The 20,990-nt window shown below is 50.0% G+C and carries 17 protein-coding genes and 2 tRNA genes; 17 read left to right on the top strand and 2 right to left on the bottom strand.

Going from position 1 to position 20,990, the window contains the following annotated elements; translation table 11 throughout:
* From ACS18Q_RS19515 to ACS18Q_RS19490, 6 genes are all read left to right on the top strand, one after another.
* Window positions 1-1,275 (top strand): MFS transporter, encoded by a 1,275-nt coding sequence (locus ACS18Q_RS19515; RefSeq protein ID WP_004726903.1) that lies wholly within the window; start codon window positions 1-3, stop codon window positions 1,273-1,275.
* A gap of 63 nt (window positions 1,276-1,338) precedes the next feature.
* Window positions 1,339-1,998, top strand: a complete 660-nt coding sequence (gene hxpB, locus ACS18Q_RS19510) for a hexitol phosphatase HxpB (RefSeq protein WP_222726693.1) — start codon at window positions 1,339-1,341, stop codon at window positions 1,996-1,998.
* A 193-nt stretch (window positions 1,999-2,191) separates the two neighbouring features.
* Entirely contained in the window at window positions 2,192-2,851 is a 660-nt protein-coding gene (locus ACS18Q_RS19505; RefSeq protein WP_014257496.1) for an NAD(P)H-dependent oxidoreductase, read from the top strand.
* A 123-nt stretch (window positions 2,852-2,974) separates the two neighbouring features.
* The gene (locus tag ACS18Q_RS19500; protein ID WP_441257705.1) at window positions 2,975-3,820 is read left to right on the top strand and encodes an SDR family oxidoreductase; all 846 of its coding nucleotides are present in this window, start codon (window positions 2,975-2,977) and stop codon (window positions 3,818-3,820) included.
* Between the two features lie 4 nt (window positions 3,821-3,824).
* On the top strand, window positions 3,825-5,348 hold the full coding sequence (locus ACS18Q_RS19495; protein ID WP_441257704.1) for a BCCT family transporter: 1,524 nt from the start codon (window positions 3,825-3,827) through the stop codon (window positions 5,346-5,348).
* Window positions 5,349-5,464: 116 nt separating this feature from the next.
* Window positions 5,465-6,397, top strand: coding sequence for a LysR family transcriptional regulator (locus tag ACS18Q_RS19490; protein ID WP_004726898.1), 933 nt, complete (start codon window positions 5,465-5,467; stop codon window positions 6,395-6,397).
* 43 nt (window positions 6,398-6,440) lie between these two features.
* On the opposite strand, the gene alr is transcribed toward ACS18Q_RS19490, so the two are convergent.
* A complete protein-coding gene (gene alr / locus ACS18Q_RS19485) occupies window positions 6,441-7,670 on the bottom strand; it encodes an alanine racemase (RefSeq protein WP_441257703.1) in 1,230 nt (409 codons plus the stop codon).
* A 94-nt stretch (window positions 7,671-7,764) separates the two neighbouring features.
* A complete protein-coding gene (locus ACS18Q_RS19480; protein ID WP_014257492.1) occupies window positions 7,765-9,396 on the bottom strand; it encodes a methyl-accepting chemotaxis protein in 1,632 nt (543 codons plus the stop codon).
* Window positions 9,397-10,019: 623 nt separating this feature from the next.
* Here ACS18Q_RS19480 and ACS18Q_RS19475 point away from each other — a divergent pair.
* The 11 genes from ACS18Q_RS19475 to artM all read left to right on the top strand — a co-directional run bounded on the left by ACS18Q_RS19475 (window position 10,020) and on the right by artM (window position 20,958).
* Window positions 10,020-10,787, top strand: a complete 768-nt coding sequence (locus ACS18Q_RS19475; protein WP_004726895.1) for an ABC transporter ATP-binding protein — start codon at window positions 10,020-10,022, stop codon at window positions 10,785-10,787.
* A 17-nt stretch (window positions 10,788-10,804) separates the two neighbouring features.
* Window positions 10,805-11,698, top strand: coding sequence for an iron-siderophore ABC transporter substrate-binding protein (locus tag ACS18Q_RS19470; RefSeq protein ID WP_441257702.1), 894 nt, complete (start codon window positions 10,805-10,807; stop codon window positions 11,696-11,698).
* Window positions 11,699-11,728: 30 nt separating this feature from the next.
* Complete coding sequence (fhuB, locus tag ACS18Q_RS19465) at window positions 11,729-13,693, top strand: Fe(3+)-hydroxamate ABC transporter permease FhuB (RefSeq protein WP_441258223.1); 1,965 nt, start codon at window positions 11,729-11,731, stop codon at window positions 13,691-13,693.
* Between the two features lie 186 nt (window positions 13,694-13,879).
* On the top strand, window positions 13,880-14,845 hold the full coding sequence (locus ACS18Q_RS19460; RefSeq protein WP_286281870.1) for a GntR family transcriptional regulator: 966 nt from the start codon (window positions 13,880-13,882) through the stop codon (window positions 14,843-14,845).
* Between the two features lie 396 nt (window positions 14,846-15,241).
* Window positions 15,242-17,398 carry a TonB-dependent receptor gene (locus tag ACS18Q_RS19455; protein WP_441257701.1) on the top strand — a complete coding sequence of 719 codons (2,157 nt, stop codon included), beginning with the start codon at window positions 15,242-15,244 and terminating at the stop codon, window positions 17,396-17,398.
* A gap of 198 nt (window positions 17,399-17,596) precedes the next feature.
* Window positions 17,597-17,683 (top strand) — tRNA-Leu (locus ACS18Q_RS19450).
* A gap of 22 nt (window positions 17,684-17,705) precedes the next feature.
* Window positions 17,706-17,779 (top strand) — tRNA-Cys (locus tag ACS18Q_RS19445).
* A gap of 313 nt (window positions 17,780-18,092) precedes the next feature.
* Window positions 18,093-18,821 (top strand): arginine ABC transporter ATP-binding protein ArtP, encoded by a 729-nt coding sequence (artP, locus tag ACS18Q_RS19440; protein WP_086027315.1) that lies wholly within the window; start codon window positions 18,093-18,095, stop codon window positions 18,819-18,821.
* A gap of 49 nt (window positions 18,822-18,870) precedes the next feature.
* Complete coding sequence (locus ACS18Q_RS19435) at window positions 18,871-19,602, top strand: arginine ABC transporter substrate-binding protein (RefSeq protein WP_004726887.1); 732 nt, start codon at window positions 18,871-18,873, stop codon at window positions 19,600-19,602.
* A 1-nt stretch (window position 19,603) separates the two neighbouring features.
* Window positions 19,604-20,293 (top strand): arginine ABC transporter permease ArtQ, encoded by a 690-nt coding sequence (gene artQ / locus ACS18Q_RS19430; RefSeq protein ID WP_004726886.1) that lies wholly within the window; start codon window positions 19,604-19,606, stop codon window positions 20,291-20,293.
* Window positions 20,290-20,958 (top strand): arginine ABC transporter permease ArtM, encoded by a 669-nt coding sequence (gene artM / locus ACS18Q_RS19425; RefSeq protein ID WP_004726885.1) that lies wholly within the window; start codon window positions 20,290-20,292, stop codon window positions 20,956-20,958. The genes artQ and artM overlap by 4 nt, the downstream gene beginning before the upstream one ends.
* Window positions 20,959-20,990 lie beyond the last annotated feature (32 nt).

The following is a 20,990-nucleotide window of genomic DNA, read 5'->3' as shown; positions in this document are numbered from 1 at the left end:
ATGGAAAACGTAAGCAAACAGTGGCTTGGATTGCCGCTCAATCTGATCTGGGGATACATCGCGATTGCCATCTTTATGACTGGCGATGGCTTTGAGCTGGCATTCCTGTCGCACTACATCACGGAGTTGGGCTTTACGCCAGCGCAGTCCTCTTTTGCCTTTACGCTGTATGGTTTGGCTGCCGCGCTGGCAGCTTGGGTGTCCGGTGTGGTCGCAGAAATCATCACACCGCAGAAAACGATGAAAATCGGCTTTTTGCTGTGGTGTACTTTCCACGTTCTGTTCTTAACCTTCGGGTTAGGGCAGTCAAACTACGCGCTCATTTTGCTGTTCTACGGCATTCGCGGCTTTGCTTATCCGCTGTTCCTCTACTCCTTCATTGTGGTGATCGTGCACAACGTGCGCAGTGATGGCGTCAGTTCCGCGCTGGGTTGGTTCTGGACGGTGTATTCGATCGGCATCGGCGTGGCCGGAAGCTACATTCCAAGTTTCACCATTCCTTGGATTGGCGAGCTGGGTACTTTGTGGCTGTCATTGGCGTTTTGTGCCGCTGGCGGTTTGATTGCCATGATAGCGCTGCGCAAGGTGAAAACGCCGACGCACATGCACAATCTCACCACCAAACAGAAACTGACCGAGCTCAGCCGCGCCGTGACGCTGCTTTACACCAACAAAAATGTGCTCTATTCCAGCTTTGTTCGCATCATCAATACGCTATCGCTGTTTGGTTTTGCGGTCATCATGCCGATGATGTTTGTCGACGATTTAGGCTTTACGACATCCGAATGGCTTCAGGTGTGGGCGGTCTTCTTCTTCACCACCATCTTTTCCAATGTCTTCTGGGGCATCATGGGCGAAAAACTGGGTTGGTTGAAAGTGGTTCGCTGGTTTGGTTGTGTGGGCATGGCGCTGTCGAGCCTTGCGTTCTATTACATTCCGCAGCACTTTGGCAATAACTTCGCCATGGCGCTGATCCCGGCGATTGCGCTGGGTATTTTTGTCGCCGCATTTGTGCCAATGGCCGCTGTTTTTCCGGCCTTGGAGCCGAATCATAAAGGCGCGGCGATTTCGGTGTATAACCTGTCGGCTGGTTTATCGAACTTTTTGGCGCCAGCGATTGCAGTGATCGTGTTGCCGTACTTCAGCACCATCGGGGTCGTGATTGCCTATACTGCCTTGTACGTGCTGGCGTTTTTCTTCACCTATCGCATCAAGGTGGAGCAACCTGGATTTGAAACCGAATTTGTTGATTCAGGTAAAGTCACCGTTGCATAACACGGTTTAGGGTATGGCAATGGCTTTGATTGCCATCCCTTTTTTTATTTTTTTGAGGTAAGTATGAACAAGAAAGCAGTAATTTTTGATATGGATGGCGTGATCATTGACTCCGAGCCGCTATGGCAAGAAGCGCAGATTGAATCGTTGGCTGGGTTTGGTGTGGCGATCACCCGTCAGGACTGCGAACAACTGACCATGGGCAAGCGTATTGATGAGATTGCGCGCACATGGTGTGAAACGTATGCGCTGGTGGTTGATTCACAAGTATTAGAAACCCTGATTCTGACCAAGCTGTGCCAACGCATTTCGGCAACGGGCGAAGCGATGGCTGGTGTGTACGACGCCTTACAATTTTTTGCCGAACAAGGCATGCGCATTGCGCTCGCCACCTCTTCAAACCATGTGGTGATCCAAGCGGTGTTTGACCGTTTAGCGCTGTGGGACAAATTCAGCGTGATTTGCAGTGCGGAAGATGAAAAGCACGGCAAGCCGCAACCGGATGTGTACCTGACCGCTGCACGCAAACTCGACGTTGCGGTGGCGGATTGCTTGGTGATTGAAGACAGCTTCACCGGCTTAACTGCGGCCAAACGCGCCCAGATGACCACGTATTTGGTATCACCACATGCTGACCAAGCGCGCTTTGCCATTGCCGACGCTCAATTTTTCAACCTGACAGCGGTGATTGACGCCTTGCGTACCCAGTGCCGAGCGTCATGAATAGGCGTGATTGTGGTTAAATAATCCTCAGTGGTTGCGTTGATTATGGATTTTTAGTTCCACAATGTTTGGCAGTGTTGGCAATCGAATCCCCGCGGATTCCGACGCATAATGCAATCACTTTGAAAACACAGCGACTCAGTCGCCAGCTTGAGCGAGAGCCAAGCATCCATTATTTTTGCGGGGAAATACCATGTCTAACCAAATTATTGCCGACCTAACTAAACGTTACACAGCCAAACGTTATGATGCGAACAAAAAAATCTCATCCGACGATATGGCGATCATCAAAGAGGCGCTGCGCCTGTCGGCTTCATCCATCAATGCACAGCCTTGGAAGTTCATTGTGATTGAGAGTGATGCCGCGAAGCAGCGTTTCCACGACACATTTGCCCGCATGCACCAGTTCAACCAACCGCACGCGAAAGCGGCGTCGCACACCGTGTTGCTAGCATACAACCCTAAATTCACTAAAGAAGATTATCGCAAAGTTGCGGACGTTGAAGTCTCTTCAGGTCACCTGCCTGCGGAGCGTTACGACGGTTTCCTCAATGGTGCGTATACCTTTGCCGAGTCCAACACCGACGAAAACGGCTTCAACGGTCACTGGACCAAAGCACAAACTTACATCGCATTGGGTAACCTTTTACACGTGCTGGCACGTCTGGGCATCGATTCCACTCCGATGGAAGGTGTCGACCAAGCGCTGATTGGCGAAGTGTTCAGTGAAGAGCTGGATGGGTATGTGTGTGATGTGGCGGTCGCAATGGGTTACCACCTGGAGCTGGAAGACTACAACCATGGCCTGCCAAAAGCGCGTTTGCCAATGGAAGACGTTCTGACTGTTCTTTGATTTTAGATAGATGATGAGTGCATGCATTAAAACGTGACTCACACTTTATCGAACCATGTATTGGGTCTTTGAGTATCAGTGACAAAGCGTAGTGAGATGCTACGCTTTGTCGAGGAAAGTAAGATGAAAATAGCCATCGCAGCAGCCAGTGGACAATTAGGGTCAGCCGTTGTCAAAGCACTGCTTCAGTTTACGCCATCTCATCAAGTGGTAGCGCTCGCGCGTACCGTTGAAAGAGCGATGTCGTTGGGTGTTGAGGTTCGTCCAGGCGATTACAATCAACAGGCACAGCTTGAAAAATCACTGCAAGGCATTGATACGTTATTGATGGTGACGAGTATGAGCCATGCAGATGAACGCATGATTCAACATCGCAATGTCATTACGGCAGCGCAGCGAGCTGGTGTTCGTAAAATCGTTTATACCAGTATCCAAGGGGCAGAGCACGACACTGCGTTTTCTCCTGTGGTGCAAAGTAACCGAAAAACCGAGTTGATGCTTCAGCAATCTGGATTGGATTGGGTTATTGGGCGCAATGGGATTTATATCGAACCGGACGTGGAATATTTGAATGAATACGTTGCCGCCGGTGAAGTGGCAAATAGTGCCGGAGATGGCTTATGTGGTTATACCACGCGTGATGAATTGGCTTATGCCTACGCGAAACTCCTGACCGACGATAAGCACAATGGCCAGATTTACAATCTCAATGGTCAGCCAATGAGCCAGTATCAATTGGTGCGTTATTTAAATGAAACTTTTAATACGCACTTAGTTTATGTTCCAATGGATACTGAAGCATTTAGATTGAGCCGTATTCCTGAATTGGGCGATTTCTTAGGGAATGTGGTTGGTGGCATATATGAGAGCATTCGGACCAACCAACTGAACAATGAAAGTCAGTTTTACGCTGCAGCGGGCAGGCAACACATCACGTGGGATGAGTACTTTCAACGTTTGAAATCATAAATAAATGCCACGACAAGTGGCATTTAGACAACAACTTAAGATCAATACTATGAACTCATCAGTTACCCGACGCAGCTTTCAGCTACATTATGAACACTATGGTTTCATCGTTGTTACGCTGTTATCTCTGGTTCTCATCGCATTTCCAAGCTATAGCATTTCCGCGATTTCTCATGTCACGCAAACCTTCGTTGAACGTTTTGGCCTTAGCTTCTTGTTGTTCTCGTCCGCTACGATTTTTGTGTGCTTGCTGATTGCAATGAGCCCGATAGGGAATATCAAATTAGGGGGGCAAGCGGCCAAGGTTGAATTCTCAACGTTTAGTTGGATAACCATGCTTTTTACCTGTGGCATGGGGTCAGGATTGGTCTTTTGGGGCGTCGCGGAGCCAACGTCACATTTTGCTCATATGCCTGCTTTTGGTATTTCGCCTGCAGATAAAATCGATAACGCTTTGGCGCTGACTTATTTCCACTGGGGGCTACATGCATGGTGTATCTATGCGTTGGCTGGGCTCACCATCGCGTGGTTTACGTTTAATCGCGGGCGACCTTTGTTCATTTCTTCCAGTGTGAATGCCGAGTCTAAACGCGGCTTATTTGTGACCATGGATTGGTTGGCCATTGTGGCGATTCTGTTTGGTGTCGCGGGGACGTTTGCCAATACCATTGCTTTGATTCAGGCGGGTGTGGAGAATATTTTTGGTGTCAATGCAGACTCTGTGCTGTTTAGGTACAGCATCATCTTTGTGATTTCTATCTGCTTTACAGGCTCATCATTACTGGGGTTAAACAAGGGAATTAAGCGACTGAGCCAACTCAACATCGTGCTTTTATTGGTGATGATGATGTTTGTCGTGATGTCATTTGACCCCATCACGATTCTAAATCGCGTGCTGTCATCTACGGCTCGCTACGTCGAAATCTTACCCGACGTTTCATTTTCACTTGCGCCCAACGATGAGCAATGGAGTGTGGGCTGGACGATTATCTATATTGTCTGGTGGATCGCCTGGGCGCCCTTTGTTGGCCCTTTCATTGCAAGAATTAGTCAAGGTCGGACGGTTCGTCAGTTTATTCTGTGTGTTGCGCTTGTACCGTCATTGGCCTCAGTTTTATGGTTCACGGTGTTTGGTGGCACGGCTTTGGAACAAGCCTCTGCCAATCTAATTATTGATGCTGTGGATCTGGATTATACGCAAGGCTTGTTTCTGTTTCTGGACCAATTGCCGCATGGCAGCATGATTGCCTGCCTCGCGATTGTTTTGTTAATCACTTTTATCATTACCAGCGCTGACTCTGCGTTACTGGTTTGCGGTATGTTGGATGGAAAAACCGGGAAAAGAAACACCATGCTTTGGGCGATTGTACTGCTGGGCTTATCGCTCAGTCTGATCTATATCAACGATGTGAACCTCAACAAACAGGTCGCCATTGCTGGCGCGTTACCTTTCACGTTTGTTCTCATTGTGCAAATCGTTTCTATGTTGAATGATATGGTCAAACAATATCAATCGTCGACTGCCTAAAGCCGTCACTCACCATGCATTGTTTAGACAGGCATTGTTTAGACAGGCATTGTTTAGACATGCATTGTTTAGATAGAACGGCTTCACCCTTTATTGCTTTTTTGATTGGATAATCTATGTCAATTAGTCACCAGTTGTCTCTGTTTGTCGATGTGGTCCGTCAGGGGTCATTTACCAAAGCGGCGTTATTGCATGATATGGATAACTCGGCGCTGTCAAAGCAGATCAAAAAACTGGAACAGAGCTTGGGCGTGCAACTGCTGAATCGTTCAACCCGCACCATTTCACTGACGCCAGTGGGGGAGCAGATCTATCAGCAAGCGCAAGTGTTGGAAGACACGCTCAACAATATTCAGCGCATTGCCGAAACGCATCAATTAACACCGAGCGGCAGCATCAAAATTGCCGCGCCTAACTACTTCGGCCAGCGCTATTTACAGCCGGTGCTGGATGCGTTCATTGGCAAATACCCGGATGTAGAACTGACGCTGATCTTAGATGACAAACGCGCCGACATCATTGCGGATAAGTTTGATGTTGCGATTCGAATCGGCAAATTGGCCGATTCCAACTTGATCGCCAAGAAGATCACCAACACCAATTTTGTGCTGATCGCGTCCAATGATTTCGTGGCGAAACATGGCTTGCCGCAAAGCCCTGAGGCATTAATTGCGCTACCTGCGGTGATTTACGCCAATGGTGATGTGACGTTGGATAAACTGACCATCAGTTGCGAACCGAGCAGCCAAGAGATGCTTAACCTGACCATGAAAGGCAACTTCAAAGTCAATGATGTGAAGCTGGTGGTGGAGTCGATCAAAAAAGGTGTCGGTTATGGACTGATTGACATGTTTGGTTTGGAAGAGTCATTAGAAGAGGCGGGGTTGGTGCAATTGCTGCCGGATTATGTGATTTCCACCATGAGTACCGGCATCTACGCCATCTATCCCAATCGCCAGCGTAGCCTGTTGGTTGATGATTTTGTCAGTTTGCTGCTGAACCACCTTGGCGAGCGGCCATTCTGGCTCGACTATGTCGATATGAACTAAAAAAGCGAGCTGAATAGCTCGCTTTTAACTTGAGAACGGAAGCTTATTTCACGTAAACCCGTGGGTTCGCGCTGCCCCACAAAGTGTAAAGTTCAGGGAAAATCACGTCAGCGTTGTTTTCCATTTCTGAGGCAGAAATGGTTTCGCCTTGTGAATGACCAAACAACACCACTTCGCTGCCTGCTTTCACGCCTTTGATCTGCGTGACATCCACCATGGTGGTGTTCATCGATGCCACACCCACCACGTTGGCGCGTTGACCATTGATGATCACCTGCGCTTTGTTACCCATTTTACGTGGGTAACCGTCTGAGTAACCGACCGGAATGTTCGCCATCAGGCTGTCTTGCTGCGTGGTGAAGGTGCTGTCGTAACCCACGGTGCTGTTTTTCGGCAGGTGGTGCAGTGACGCCACACGCGTTTTGAAAGACACGATGGATGGGTATTCCGGATTGGTTGGCTGATCGCCGTACAGGACGCCGCCCGGACGCACCATATCCAGTTGCGCTTCTGGCACATTCAGCGCGGTGAACGAGTTCGCCACGTGCAGCAGGATGTCTTCGCGGTTCAGTTTCGCTTCTTTGATCAACCATGCTGAATGGGTGTTGAATGACGCCAGTTTTTGGCGCACTTCGTCCGCATCGTAACTTGGGAAATGGGTCATGATACCGACAATGCGCACGCCTTTGGCGGCCGCGATTTGTAGTGATTCTTTCTTGCCCGCGTCGGTGGTCATATCAATCCCGTTGCGGCCCATGCCACCATCGTTCAGTGCAAGATGTACTTTGATGTCGTGACCTGCCTTTTTCGCCAAAGCAGACAGCGCTTTGGCTTGCTCGGCGCTACCAATCAGCTCTTCGACGTTCAAGTGCATCGCGTCTTTGATTTCGCCCAGGCTGGCTGAACGAACACGCATCAATTCACCTTTAAAACCGCTGTCGCGCACCGCTTGCGCTTCGGCGTTGCTGGCAATCGCCACGCAAGGAATTTGCTGCTCTAGAATGGTTGGCATCAAACCTTGAATGCCATTGCCGTAAGCGTTGGCTTTCATCACCGCACAAATTTTAGTGTGGTTGTTCATCTTCGATTTGAACTGTTCGATGTTGTCGCGAAATTGCGTCAAGTTGATTTCAAGCCAAGCGTTCGCTGCTTGGATGCTCTGTTGCTGATTGTCGTCGCTGGCAATATGTAAAGGCGCGCTGAGCGCTGGTGTAGCGGTCGCGAAAGTGGCGGCAGCGATGGACAAAGCAAGGAAGGTTTGTTTAATGCGCATAATGTCTCCATACGAAAATACGTGAGTGGTTGGGTAAATCTACGGATCAGACAGCGGAAATCATGCACTCCGACGGCGCCGGAGTGCGTGACGATCAGCTCAGTTTAAAACGTCCCATGACTTCTTGGAGCGACACAGACAACTGGCTGAGTTCGCGGCAGGCTTGCGCCGTTTGCTCTGAGCCTTGCGAAACTTCCTGCGAAGCAAAATGGATGTTTTCAATGCTGCGGCTGAGTTCTTCTGCGACTGAATCTTGCTGGTTACAGGCGGTCGCGATTTGACTGCCCATGTCCGAAATGTCGGCAATCGCGCTTTCGATTTCACCCATCAACTGCTTCGATTGCAGGCCTTGTTGCGCGCACCCTGTGATGCTGGTGCGTGACAATTCGGTCGCTGATTTGGCGTCTTTGGCCAGCGTTTGCAACTGCTCGATGATGGTGGTGATTTCTGCGGTCGATTGCTGCGTGCGGCCTGCCAGTGTGCGCACTTCATCAGCCACCACAGCAAAACCACGGCCTGATTCACCGGCACGTGCAGCTTCAATCGCGGCGTTCAATGCCAGCAGGTTGGTTTGGTCAGCAATGTCGCGAATCACATCCACAATCACGTTGATCTTACTGGATTGCAGTTCCAGCTCGGTCACGGTGTCACCGGCATTGCCGATCACGTTCGCCACGTCTTCAATGGTATCGACCATGTGCTGCGTTTCACGCACGCCGTGCTGTGTGCGCTCATTGGCTTCACTGGCTTGGCTGGCAGATTCATCGGTGTTGCGTGCGACGTCGGCTACTGCAGCTTTCATTTCAGTCATCGCGGTGGCGATGTGAGTGATTTGCAGTTGCTGATCTTTCATGCCCGCCGCAGACAAATCGGAAATTTGCGTCATTTCTTCCACCGCGCTGCTCAATTGAGTGACCGCGGCAATCACGTTGTCGATTACTTGGCGCAGGTCGTCTTGCATTTTGCTGGTGGCATCAGCCAGTTCGCCCAATTCGTCGTTGCCGATGGCGTCGCGATCGATGCTGCTGGAGAGATCGCCTTTCGCAATCAAGTTCGCTTGTTCTACCACTAATTTAAGTGGGCCACAGATCAGACGAGTTAATACCAACGTCATTGCAATCATCATGACGAGAATAATGATGTTGCTTGTAATTGAAGACGTACTTAAGTCATTTACCGAGGTCAGAATATGACGTTTATTATCTTCCATGGCTTTTTTAAGCACTTGAATCAGTTCGCCCAGTTCAGCGTCAAGGTCTTGGAAAGCAGATAAAGATGAGGCAAGAATAGGTTGTGCTTTGACTTTGTCGTTCGCTAACATGGCGGCGTTATATTGATCCATCGTACCGAGATAAATTTCCCAGTTACGCATGATTCGTTTAAACGTTTGCTCTTCTTCTCCCGGCCAAACAGTTTTTCCGTAAGCTTCTAATTCACGAGCAATTTCGTTTCTTTTGCGAATGTTCCCCGCAATTTGATTACTTATTTTATCAGCGTCATCTAATGTATACGCGACAAATTGAGAGCGTCTCCAACGCGAAAGATCATCACGAATCGCGTCTACACGTTCTACGGCAGGCAAGGTGTCGTCGGTGTAGTTCAGCAATTCTGCCTTAATACTCTTCAGTTCTGTCGATAAGAACACGCCGAAGGCAATATTAATCAGAGCGATGATCAGAAAAGAAAAAGAAATCTTCTTTGCTATCGAAAGATTCTTGATAAACATATCTTGATATACCTTGATTTATTATTTTGATTACAAAGTAAACCATGTCCGTATATGTAAATTTGATCCGTATTTTTACCGCAAGGCGTGCAAGTTACCATTAATCGATTCGATTTTCGATATGGATTATTGATTAAATACAAAATAATTTATGTCAATAATTTGATACATGCCATAAACATGTAAATTTTGACGCAGTCATAATTATGACGATGAATAAATATCGTGCAATTGTATTTATTTACGCAAAATTTAAATAAAAACGTCAATTAAACTAACCCGAAAGTGGTAGGTGTTTATTTGGGTGTATTCATTTTTTATCACGCAAACGAGTGCGCGGAAAATATGTTTTTTTATTCTGAAAAAATCATGTGAATACGCTTCAAATCTTGGTGAAAAAATAGAAATCAATCTCGAATGTGATGGGATGGTTGGCGTAAATGTGCCGAACGCTGCTCAACATGGGGGGATTTGGGTAGCGACGTGCTGCGCAATCCGGACGACGAATGAGGCGGTTGGGGTGAGTACGAGGCATAAGGATTAGTTATGAAAATAGTTATCATTCATATTGTCATCTGTTAACATGCTGGGCTCATCACTGATCACTCACGTTGTAATCCGCCATGTACCAACTTGTCGATGCGTCCTTTGATATAGACGGGAAGACGATTTTATCGCCGACCACGCTCACCTTTGAGCCCCAAAAAATTACCACATTGCTGGGACACAATGGCTGTGGTAAATCGACATTGATCAAGCTGTTGAGTCGCCAGAATGCGCCCACGCAAGGGCAGGTGTTCTACGACCAACAAAGCGTTGCTTCATACTCTCATCTTGAATTTGCTCACCGTGTGGCTTACTTGCCGCAGCACCCGCCGATAACCGACGGTGTCACCGTACGTGAACTGGTGCGCTTTGGGCGTTATCCATGGAAAGGCGCATTTGGCCGCTATAGCAAAGACGATCATCACATTGTCGAGCAAGCCATTACGCAGGTGGGGTTAAATGCGTTTGCGGATCGATTTGTGGCGACGCTGTCTGGTGGTGAGCGGCAACGTGCTTGGGTGGCGATGCTACTGGCGCAGCAGAGCCAATGCATTTTGCTCGATGAACCGACATCGGCACTGGACGTGGCGCACCAATACGAGTTGCTGGCACTGATCAAAGAGTTGAATCGTACCTTAAATCTTACCGTGATTATGGTGCTGCACGATGTGAACATGGCTGCCAAATTCAGCGACACCTTGATCGCGCTTCGGGGCGGGAAGGTGATTGCCTCCGGCACGCCAGACGAATTAATGACACCAGCCACGCTGCAACAGATCTACGGCATGGAATTGGCGCTGTTCCCGCATCCGAAAACCGGCACGCCCATCAGTTATATCCCTTAAATGACAAGGACTTCATTGTGAATAAAGTCATCGTATTGCTGCTTTCAATCTTCACTTTTTCTTCGTATGCCTTCGACGTGACGCATGAAATGGGGGTGGCGTCGTTCGAGTCGCCGCCTCAAAACGTCATCGCCTTGGATTGGGGATTGGCAGAAACCGTATTGAGTTTAGGCGTGCAACCCATCGGCGTGGCCGATGCAGCCGGGTATCGCCAGTGGGTGGTAGAACCGACATTGCCACAAGCCGTGACGGATGTGGGCTCTCGCCGCGAACCGAATTTGGAGTTACTCTCCGAGCTCAAACCCGATGTCATTTTGATCAGCAAACACATGGCCGCCGCGTACGCGCAGCTCAATAAAATCGCCCCGGTGTTGGTGTATACCTTGTATGACGATAAACGTGCGCCGCTGCAAGCCGCGCAATCTGCGACGCGTTCGTTAGGTCAACTGTTGGATAAACAAGCCCAAGCTGAGCACGTGATTGAACAAACCAAGCAACGTTTGGTGGCCAATGGTGACAAAGTCCGCATGGCTGGCGCCGCCGATAAGCCGTTGCTGTTTGTGCGTTTTATCAACGACAAAACGCTGCGCATTCACAGCCAAGGCTCGTTGGCGGATGCGACGATCCGCGCGATGGGGCTCAAGAACGACTGGCAGGAAGCCACGAACCTGTGGGGCTTTACCACCGCGGGCATTGCCAAAGTGGCTGAGCACCAACATAGCCGCGTGATGATCTTCGGGCCTTTGGAGCCGACTGCACATCAGCAACTGACGCAGTCGCCATTGTGGCAAGCCATGGCATTCACCCGCAGTGATTCAGTCTACGAACTGCCCGCGATTTGGACTTTTGGCGGCTTAATCGCAGCGCAGCGTTTTAGTGACCACATTACGCAGCAGTTGATTGGCCAATAAATGGATAGCGTACAAACCTCGCCTCGCCAAATGTTGCCGCTGCGTCGCGCCGTGTTCCCGTTGGTTGCGGTAATCGCGTTCATCGGCGTAATGCTTCATATAACCGCGCCGTATGCCGAGGGCATCGGCCTGATCTGGGATACGCTGTTTCATTTCGATGCTTCGAACTACCAGCATTTGATCACTCAGTTAACTTATTTACCGCGCTTGAGCATGGCGCTGTTGTGTGGTTTTGCGTTGGCGGTTGCCGGATGCGTGATGCAGTTTGTACTGCGCAACCCGATCGCTTCGCCCACCACGCTTGGTGTCGCGGCTGGCGCGGAGTTTGGCATCATTCTTGGCATGTTGTTTGTGCCGATACAATGGAGTGTGCCGGGCTTTATTCCGGCCTTCATGGGCGGATGCATGGCGACCGGATTGGTGTTTGCGCTCAGCGCTTCTAGAGGCTATTCGCCGCTGCACATGGTGTTAGCCGGGATGGTGGTCAGCCTGTTTCTCGGCTCTCTCAATACCATGATGTTGATGTTACATGAACAGCGCTTGACCAGCTTATTCGTGTGGGGCGCTGGCGCGCTCAATCAGAATGATTGGTCGAGCACTCAAACGTTGCTACCTGCGGTGTTTTTGCCTGCAGGATTGTTGCTCATGCTGCAACGCCCGTTATCAGCACTGCAGTTTGGCGACCAAGTGGCGACGTCGTTGGGCGTCAATATCAAGCAAATTAAGCTGCTGTGTTTGTCACTGGCAATATTCATGACCGCCGCAGTGGTGAGTGAAGTGGGGTTGATTGGCTTTGTCGGCATCGTTGCGCCAGCTATTGCGCGCATGCTGGGCGCGAGAACGTTAACTCAACAAATTGCGCTGAGTGGCGTGATCGGCAGCACGCTGCTGCTAATGGTGGATCTTGTCGTTCAGCCGTTTTCTGGCGCGGGCGGTGAACTGCTACCGACTGGCGCGATGACCGCCTTGCTGGGCGCGCCATTTTTATTGTGGCTGCTGCAACGCACCCATTTGAAATCGGAACTCAAAGCGCGATCGGAATCAGTCAGTCATTATCAGTTTGTTGATTGTCGCAAAGTGCTGCTGATCTTGGCGATGGTGTTGATCGGCCTGTGTATTTTTGCGGTAGTGGTGGGGAAAAACCAAGCGGGGTGGAATCTCGCACTCACGCTCTCGTTGTTTGAACTGCGCGCGCCTCGCGTGCTGGTTGCACTGGGGGCGGGAATCGGCTTGGCGTTCGCGGGCACTATCATTCAACGCATTTCCAATAACCCGATGGCGAGCCCAGAAGTTCTGGGTATCAGCTCTGGTGCGGCGCTGGCGTTAGTGTTAGGAACGCAATTGGGGCTGACCGTGAGCCGTGAGCAGCAAATGCTGCTGGGGTGTTTGGGCGCGGTGTCTGTGACCGCGTTGGTGTGGGCGATGGGCAGAAAGCACAATTTTGCGCCCACGCAAACCTTGTTAACCGGTATTGCACTGAGCGCTGGCTTGGATGCCTTGCTGCGTGTGGTGATGAGTTCGGGTGGCGACAACGCGACCGCGCTGCTCACTTGGCTGTCGGGGTCGACTTATCTGGTGGCCGCGCAAGATGTTACTTTACTGGCGGTTGGTGTGACCATCATCGGCGCATTGGCGCTGACCCTGCATCGCTGGATTGAACTGATTGGCTTGGGCAACACCACCGCCCAAAGCATTGGCGTTGATGTCAAAATGGTGCGTTTGGTACTGCTTTTGTTGGTCGCAGGGCTAACGACACTGTGCACGATTGTGATTGGCCCCCTGAGCTTCATTGGCCTGTTGGCGCCGCATATGGCGCGTTCGCTGCATCAATATCGCGCTGTGCCTCAACTGCTGACCGCCGCTTTGCTCGGCGCAATCATTATGGTGTGCGCGGATTGGATCGGTCGAACCTTGTGGTTTCCTTGGCAATTTCCCGCAGGATTACTCGCATCGCTGATCGGCGGTGGCTACTTCCTCTACCTCATGAGACGCTAACCCGCTCGCAGCTTGCCCCTTCCGTTGGATTGTTCAGTTGGACTGCCAAGTGGTTGGCTTGTACTAATGGCGCGTATTAACAGTATGTAAAAACAGATTGTATTCTGGTTGCGAAAATACAATTTTGGCAAAGGGGCGGCTTTGTGTTTACCATAAAGCCAACAATCAATCGATGTGATCACGGATATGGATAAGAGCGCCAACACGCGGCTGCAACAAGAACTGCTGTTTAAAATGGTGTCCCGATTTAAAGCGGACGAGTTGAAAGCTGGTAGCAGCCTGAACGAATCATCACTGGCGCAAGCGTTTGAAGTATCGCGCACGCCGGTGCGTACGGTACTCAAGCACTTGTGTGAGCGGGGCATTTGCAAAGCGGTGCCTTACAAAGGGTTTGTGCTGTTGGTGGATGCCTCCGAAATACAAGCGATCGACAATGTGAGCAGTCAGCAATCGCGATTGGATGAACTCTATCTGCGTTTGTTGACCGACCTGTTTTTTGGCGACATGGAAACTACGTTCTCCGAAAAGGAGTTGCAGCAGCGCTATGACGCCAATCGCGGCGAGATTCAACAGGTGCTGCGACTGTTGGAAAACGATGCCATTGTGCGCCGCAGTCCCGGATATAAATGGCACTTGGATGGCGTGCTTAATACGTTGGAACGCCACACCGAAAGCTATCGCTGTCGTTTAATTTTTGAACCCGCAGGTTTACTGGAGCCGAGTTGGCAGTTGGATCGCGCGGCGTTTGAACGCTGCCGAGACAAACATCAGCAGGCGATCGCCAACCCGCAAAGTATCAATGCCAGCCAGTTGTTTCACCTCAGTGCCGAGTTCCATGAGTTACTCGCGGCATGTTCAGGAAATCGCTTTTTGCTTGGCACCATGCAGCAACATAACCGGTTGCGCAAAGCGACCGATCTGGTGTCGATGCATCTGCAGTCGTCGGTGAGCAAAGCGTGTCAGCGCCGATTGGATATCATCGAGCTTGTATTGGATGGAGAGAATCAGGCTGCGGCAAAAAAACTGGTTCAATTGCTGGAGAATGACATTCGTGTCATGACACGGACCTATAACGACGTCATGAACGTCACGCCGCTTCAACGTGAAGCGCTGATCGACAGCATCGCAAGCAAATCCCATTCATTTCAATAACTTTCTTTTATTTAGCCGAGGTTATCTCGGCTGAATTACTTCTCGTTTTTCCCCGTCAGGCGTTTCATCCAGATGATGGGTTATCCCTTTAATTATCCAAATTATAAATAATTGTACGCTTGCGTATTGTTTTTTGAATGCGAAAGTACAATAATAATGATTCTTATTTGTAATCAGAAAAGCAGTGGCGTTCATCGCTTGATCATGGCGTTGAAGCGTGCGGTTTGAACGGTCAGCCCGTATGCATCATCGCATTTTGTGTCTTTTCACGAGCGTAAGCGTGTCCGAGTTAGCTCACATCGGACGATGCGCTTATTGAGCCAAACCACGGTCAAAGTACGCACATGAGTCGCAGAATTCGTGGCGCTTTGCCTGAGATTCAACACAGAGAATAAAATGGAATTTCTAACACGCAGTTTCAAACTTTGTACCATTGCTGCCGCGGTCACCGCTGCAACGACCGTATTTTCAGCCCAAGCAGAAGAGATTAAAGCGCAAGAGAAAGTGGTGGTGGTGGCAAGCCGCACTCCCAAAGCGATCAGCGACATTCCCGGCACGGTGTGGTACATCGAATCGGCGCAGATTGAACAGGAATACCGCGGCGGTAAATCACTTGGCGAAATTTTGGCAACGGCCATTCCGTCACTGGATGTCAGCAGTGGCGCGCGCACCAACTACGGACAAAACCTACGTGGCCGCAACATGTTGGTGATGATTGATGGTGTATCACTGCAATCGTCACGTCACATCAGCCGTCATCTGGATTCGATTGATCCGTTTAACATCGATCGCATTGAAGTGCTGTCTGGTGCCACGTCGCTGTATGGCGCGGGCGCATCCGGCGGTGTCATCAACATCATCACCAAGAAAGCGCAAAGCCCTGAATTGACGCTGGAAACCTTCGTCGGCGGCACATCGGGTTTTAATTCCAACGAAGATGCCGACTACAAAATCGGTCAGTCCATTGCCGGCGGTAATGACACCGTTCAAGCGCGCGCTTCGGTGGTTTATACCAAAACGCAAGGGTTCTACGACGGCAATGGCACCATCGTCACCCCAGATATTTCGCAAGGCTCGCTGCAATACAACGAAACGGTCGATCTCCTCACCACGGTGGGCGTGAATCTCTCGGAAAACAAGAAGCTGAATTTGCTGGCGCAATACTACGACAGCCAACAAGATTCGCCGTATGGCTTGTATATTGTGAACAACAAATTTGTTGATGTGCGCAAAGGGTTCGATTCAGATCGCGAGCATGGTACCGAACGCATCATGTTGAGCGCATCGTATGTCGATGAACAGTTCCTTGGCCATCAATTGATCGCTGAAGCGTCGTACCGAAAAGAAGACCAGACTTACACACCTTACTACCAATCTTCGGGTCAACAGATCACTGATGTGATCTCACTCAAAGCGGCGCTGGCCAAAAGCTTTAACAAGTTAAACCTTGTGTATGGCGTGGATGCGTATCAAGACAAACTTGACAGCAACCAAGCGCTGTACGATTCCACCATCGCGAACAATTCGGGTAACTTGATCAACAAAACCTATGCGCAAGTCGGCCGTTACCCCGGTGTCGAAGTACTTTCCGTTGCGGGTTTTGTCCAAGCCGATTATGCCATCACCGACGACTGGAGCGTCGATGGGGGCGTGCGCTACCAATACCTGCAAAACAAGATTGATGACTTCGTTGGTTACAGCCAGCAACGCCAAATTGCGGCAGGCAATGGCACTTCGGCTGATGCCGTTCCGGGGGGCGAAACCGACTACAGTGTGGGCTTGTTCAACCTCGGCACCATTTATCACCTCAACCGCGATTCTCAAATCTGGGCGAGTTTCTCCCAAGGTTTTGATCTCGCCGATCCGGCCAAATACTACGGCCAAGGCAGTTATTCATTAGTGGGCGATCATTGGCAGTTGAACGACAGCATCAACGTCAACAATTCGAAAATGTCGGGCATTAAAACCGACAGTGTTGAATTGGGTTACCGCCTCGATACGGGCGCGTTCAACTTACAAACAGCGGCGTACTATTCTCAATCGGATAAATCGGTGACTTACAACAGAACCACCATGCTGATTGAAGAAATTGAAGATAAGAAACGCGTCTACGGTTTAGAAGCGCTCGCCTCTTATTGGGTACACCAAAACATTCAGCTGGGCGCGTCGGGTCATTATGTGATTTCTGAAGTCAAAGGCGACGACGGTTGGGAAGATTACACCGCCGGTGAAGCCAGCACCTCAAAAGCGAACGCTTGGGCCCGTTGGGTGGACAACGCGCTGGCTGTTAAAGTGCAGAGCCAAACCATGTTTGATTACACCGATGCATCGGATAACAAACTCAATGGTTACACCGTGTTTGATTTGGTCGGCAGCTATCAATTGCCTGTCGGCAGCTTAGGCTTTGGTATTCAAAACCTGTTTGACCGTGATTACACCACCATTTGGGGTCAGCGCGCACAAATCGTGTACTCGGCGCAGTATGACGCCGCCGCGTATGACTACAAAGGCCGCGGTCGTACCTACACACTCAACTACCAAGTGACCTTCTAACCCATCCCGTCACACCCAAATTTGCGCCCAATCATTATCCGCATTGGGCGCAAAATATACCGCGTGGCGTGTTTGTTGTTCATTCGGTTGATAAATATGAATTATTTTGTTGACCTGAACATTCAATCCGTTAAAGTACGCCCCGTTCCCGCAATGATGTTGCTGGAACGGATGGTGTTACCATCGCATGATTGCGTTGCCCTGGTGGTGAAATTGGTAGACACAAGGGATTTAAAATCCCTCGACTTTCGAGTTGTGCCGGTTCAAGTCCGGCCCGGGGCACCATCAATCAGATACCATCCATTGAGGCGCGTTGGCAGAGTGGCCATGCAGCGGATTGCAAATCCGTGGACCTCGGTTCGACTCCGGGACGCGCCTCCATTTCTCTTCTTCATGATCTGATTTCTTCGTACCACTTCCTTTTTAGATCTTCCATTTGATTTTCTCTTTTACATCTTTCGTTTGATGCTCTCATCGGTAGCTCGCAATTGTTCGCGTGAATCGTTGGATTCGTGTTGAACTCGCTGTGATTTTTCAATCCTACTGCCATTGCCTTGAATTAGTCGTTCTTACTACATTCTCGCAACATATCTATACAAAAAACTCATCATTTCCATTTTTATACATTTTTATTGCATAAAAACGCGGTCGTAGTAGTATTACCGATAATTGGTAATTAATGCAGAATTTAGGCATGAATATTCGGGTTGATGGTGTAAATAAGTCATACGGTACAACACAAGTACTGAACGATATCAGTTTTGAGTGCGCGAAGGGCGAAACCTTGGTGTTGCTTGGCCCAAGTGGGGCTGGCAAGAGTTCGCTGCTGCGAGTGCTGAATCTGCTGGAAACAGCCGATAGCGGCCGACTCAACATCGCCAATCAATCGTTCGATTTTTCTCAGAACCCTTCTGAGCAGCAAGGGTTAGCGCTGCGTCGCAAAGTCGGCATGGTGTTTCAGCAATATCATTTGTGGCCGCACATGACGGTCATGGAAAACCTGATTGAAGCCCCAGTGAAAGTGTCGGGTCTGGATAAAACGCAAGCCAAGCAGCAAGCGATTGAGATCCTGACGACGCTGCAACTGGCTGATAAAGCCGATGCGTGGCCGTTGCAATTGTCGGGTGGCCAACAGCAGCGTATCGCCATTGCGCGTGCATTAATGATGAAACCCGATGTGTTGTTGTTTGATGAACCGACCGCAGCGCTTGATCCGGAGATCACCAACCAAGTGGTCAAAATTATCAAAGAGTTAAGTGGTACAGGTATCACTCAAGTGGTGGTGACGCATGAAGTGGATTTCGCCAAGAAAATCGCCAGCCATGTGTTGTACCTGGAGAAAGGCCGCATCATTGAACACGGCACTCACGAAGCATTTACCCAGCCGCAAACGCAACAGTTTGCGGATTATCTAAAACACTAATTATCCCCCTGGCTTCACGTGCCAGTCCTGCAAAAGTTGGAGTATTGCAATGAAGAAGATCCTTTTAGCATCTTTGATTGGTTTGGTTTCAGCCAGCGCGAGCGCGCAGCAAGAGATCAAATTCGTAATGGAAGCGACCTACGCACCGTTTGAATTCGTGGATGAAAATAACCAAATTCAAGGGTTTGACGTCGATTTGGCGAATGCGCTGTGTCAACAACTGGAAGCCAAATGTAGTTTCCACAACCAAGCGTTCGATAGCTTGATCCCAGCACTGAAATTTAAGCGCTACGATGCAGCGATTTCAGCGATGGACATTACTGAAGCGCGTTTAGAGCAGGTGAACTTTTCTCATCCTTATTACGATAACTCTGCTGCTTTCGTGTCATTGTCGGGCAAAGTGGCTGATCAAGCGGCGCTGAAAGGCAAGCGTGTCGGCGTACAAAATGGTTCGACTCACCAAAGTTACCTGCTTGAGCAGTTACCGGATGTGGTCGCGGTCCCTTACTCAAGCTATCAAGATGCGTTTATCGACATGAAAAACGGCCGTATTGATTCCGTGTTCGGGGACACTGCGGTGGTGGCTGAGTGGTTTAAAGGCGACAGCAACCTGACTTATGTTGGTGAGCACGTGACGAACGCACAATACTTTGGCAACGGCTTTGGTATTGCCGTCAACAAAGACAATCAAGCGCTATTGGAACAACTGAACAACGCGTTGAGCGCAGTCAAAGAGAACGGCGTGTACGCCTCGATCTTCAATAAGTATTTCGGAAAGTAAGATGGCATTAACGGGCTACTCTTTATCGCTGGTACACGCAAGCTGGATGACGCTGCAAATCGCGTTTGCCAGCTTGCTGGTCGGTTTGTTATTAGCGTTACTGTTCGCCAGTGGCGAAATGGCCAAAATGAAACTGATCAAATGGCCAACGACGTTGTTGGTGATGGTGATCCGCGGCCTGCCGGAGCTATTGGTGGTGCTGTTTATCTATTTTGGTTCAACGCAGGTGCTGTTTCTGATCACCGGCGAGTTTATCGAGATCAGTCCGTTTATTTCCGGGGTTATCGCCCTGTCTTTGATTTTTGCCTCGTACGCTGCGCAAACGTTGCGTGGCGCACTGAAAGCGGTGGGTCGAGGTCAGCGTGAGGCGGCTAGTGCCTTAGGTATTTCTCCGGGCCGTGCGTTTTTTCGCATTGTGTTGCCTCAAGCGGTGCGACATGCGCTGCCAGGGTTGATGAACCAGTGGTTGGTGCTGCTGAAAGATACGGCGTTGGTGTCGTTGATTGGGGTGACCGATTTGCTCAAGCAAGCGCAGTTGACCTCTGCGGCGACTCACGAAGCCTTTACGTGGTATGCCACAGCCGCGGCGGTGTATTTGGTGATCACGTTGATCACCCAACGCGCCGTGAAAGTGATCGATAAGAAATTCGCCGTGCAGGGCATGAGTTCCCAAGAAGGAGCAAGCGCATGAAAGAACAGCATCTTTGGCAACTTTTCGAAGGTTTAGGCACCAGCTTACAGTTAACGGCGGCCTCGCTGTTGGTGGGCTGTTTGCTCTCATTGCTGATGACAGTATCTTTGGTGATGCGCACGCCGCTGCTGCATTGGGTGAGCCGCGCGGTGATCACGCTGTTCACCGGAACGCCGCTGCTGGTGCAGATCTTCTTGGTTTATTACGGGCCGGGGCAGTTTGAATGGATTCGCGAAAGCGTGCTGTGGGTGTGGCTCAGCAAGCCTTGGTTCTGTGCCATGGTGGCGTTGGCGCTCAACACGGCCGCGTACAGCTCGCAACTGTTTAAAGGGGCGTTCAACGCGATTCCAGATGGGCAATGGCAAGCTTGCCGCGCGCTGGGTATGAATAAAATAGCAACGCTGCGTGTGTTGCTGCCATACGCCTTGCGCCGCGCTGTGCCAGCATATTCCAATGAAGTCATTTTGGTGTTTAAGGGCACGTCGCTGGCAAGCACGATTACCATCATGGATTTGATGGGTTATGCGCAGCGCATCAATGCGCAAACCTACGATACATTAACCGTGTTTGGTGTCGCGGGGCTGTTCTACTTGAGCGTCAATGGATTGCTGACGTTGGTGTTCCGCCAGATCGAGCGCAAAGCGTTAGCGTTTGAAGCGTATTAATTGACGCGACAAACTAAAAAAGGTCAGCCGAG

It is taken from the genome of Vibrio sp. Vf1514 (assembly GCF_052076135.1).
GTDB classification, from domain to species: Bacteria; Pseudomonadota; Gammaproteobacteria; order Enterobacterales; family Vibrionaceae; genus Vibrio; species Vibrio furnissii.
This window is presented reverse-complemented; position numbering and strand designations above follow the sequence as displayed.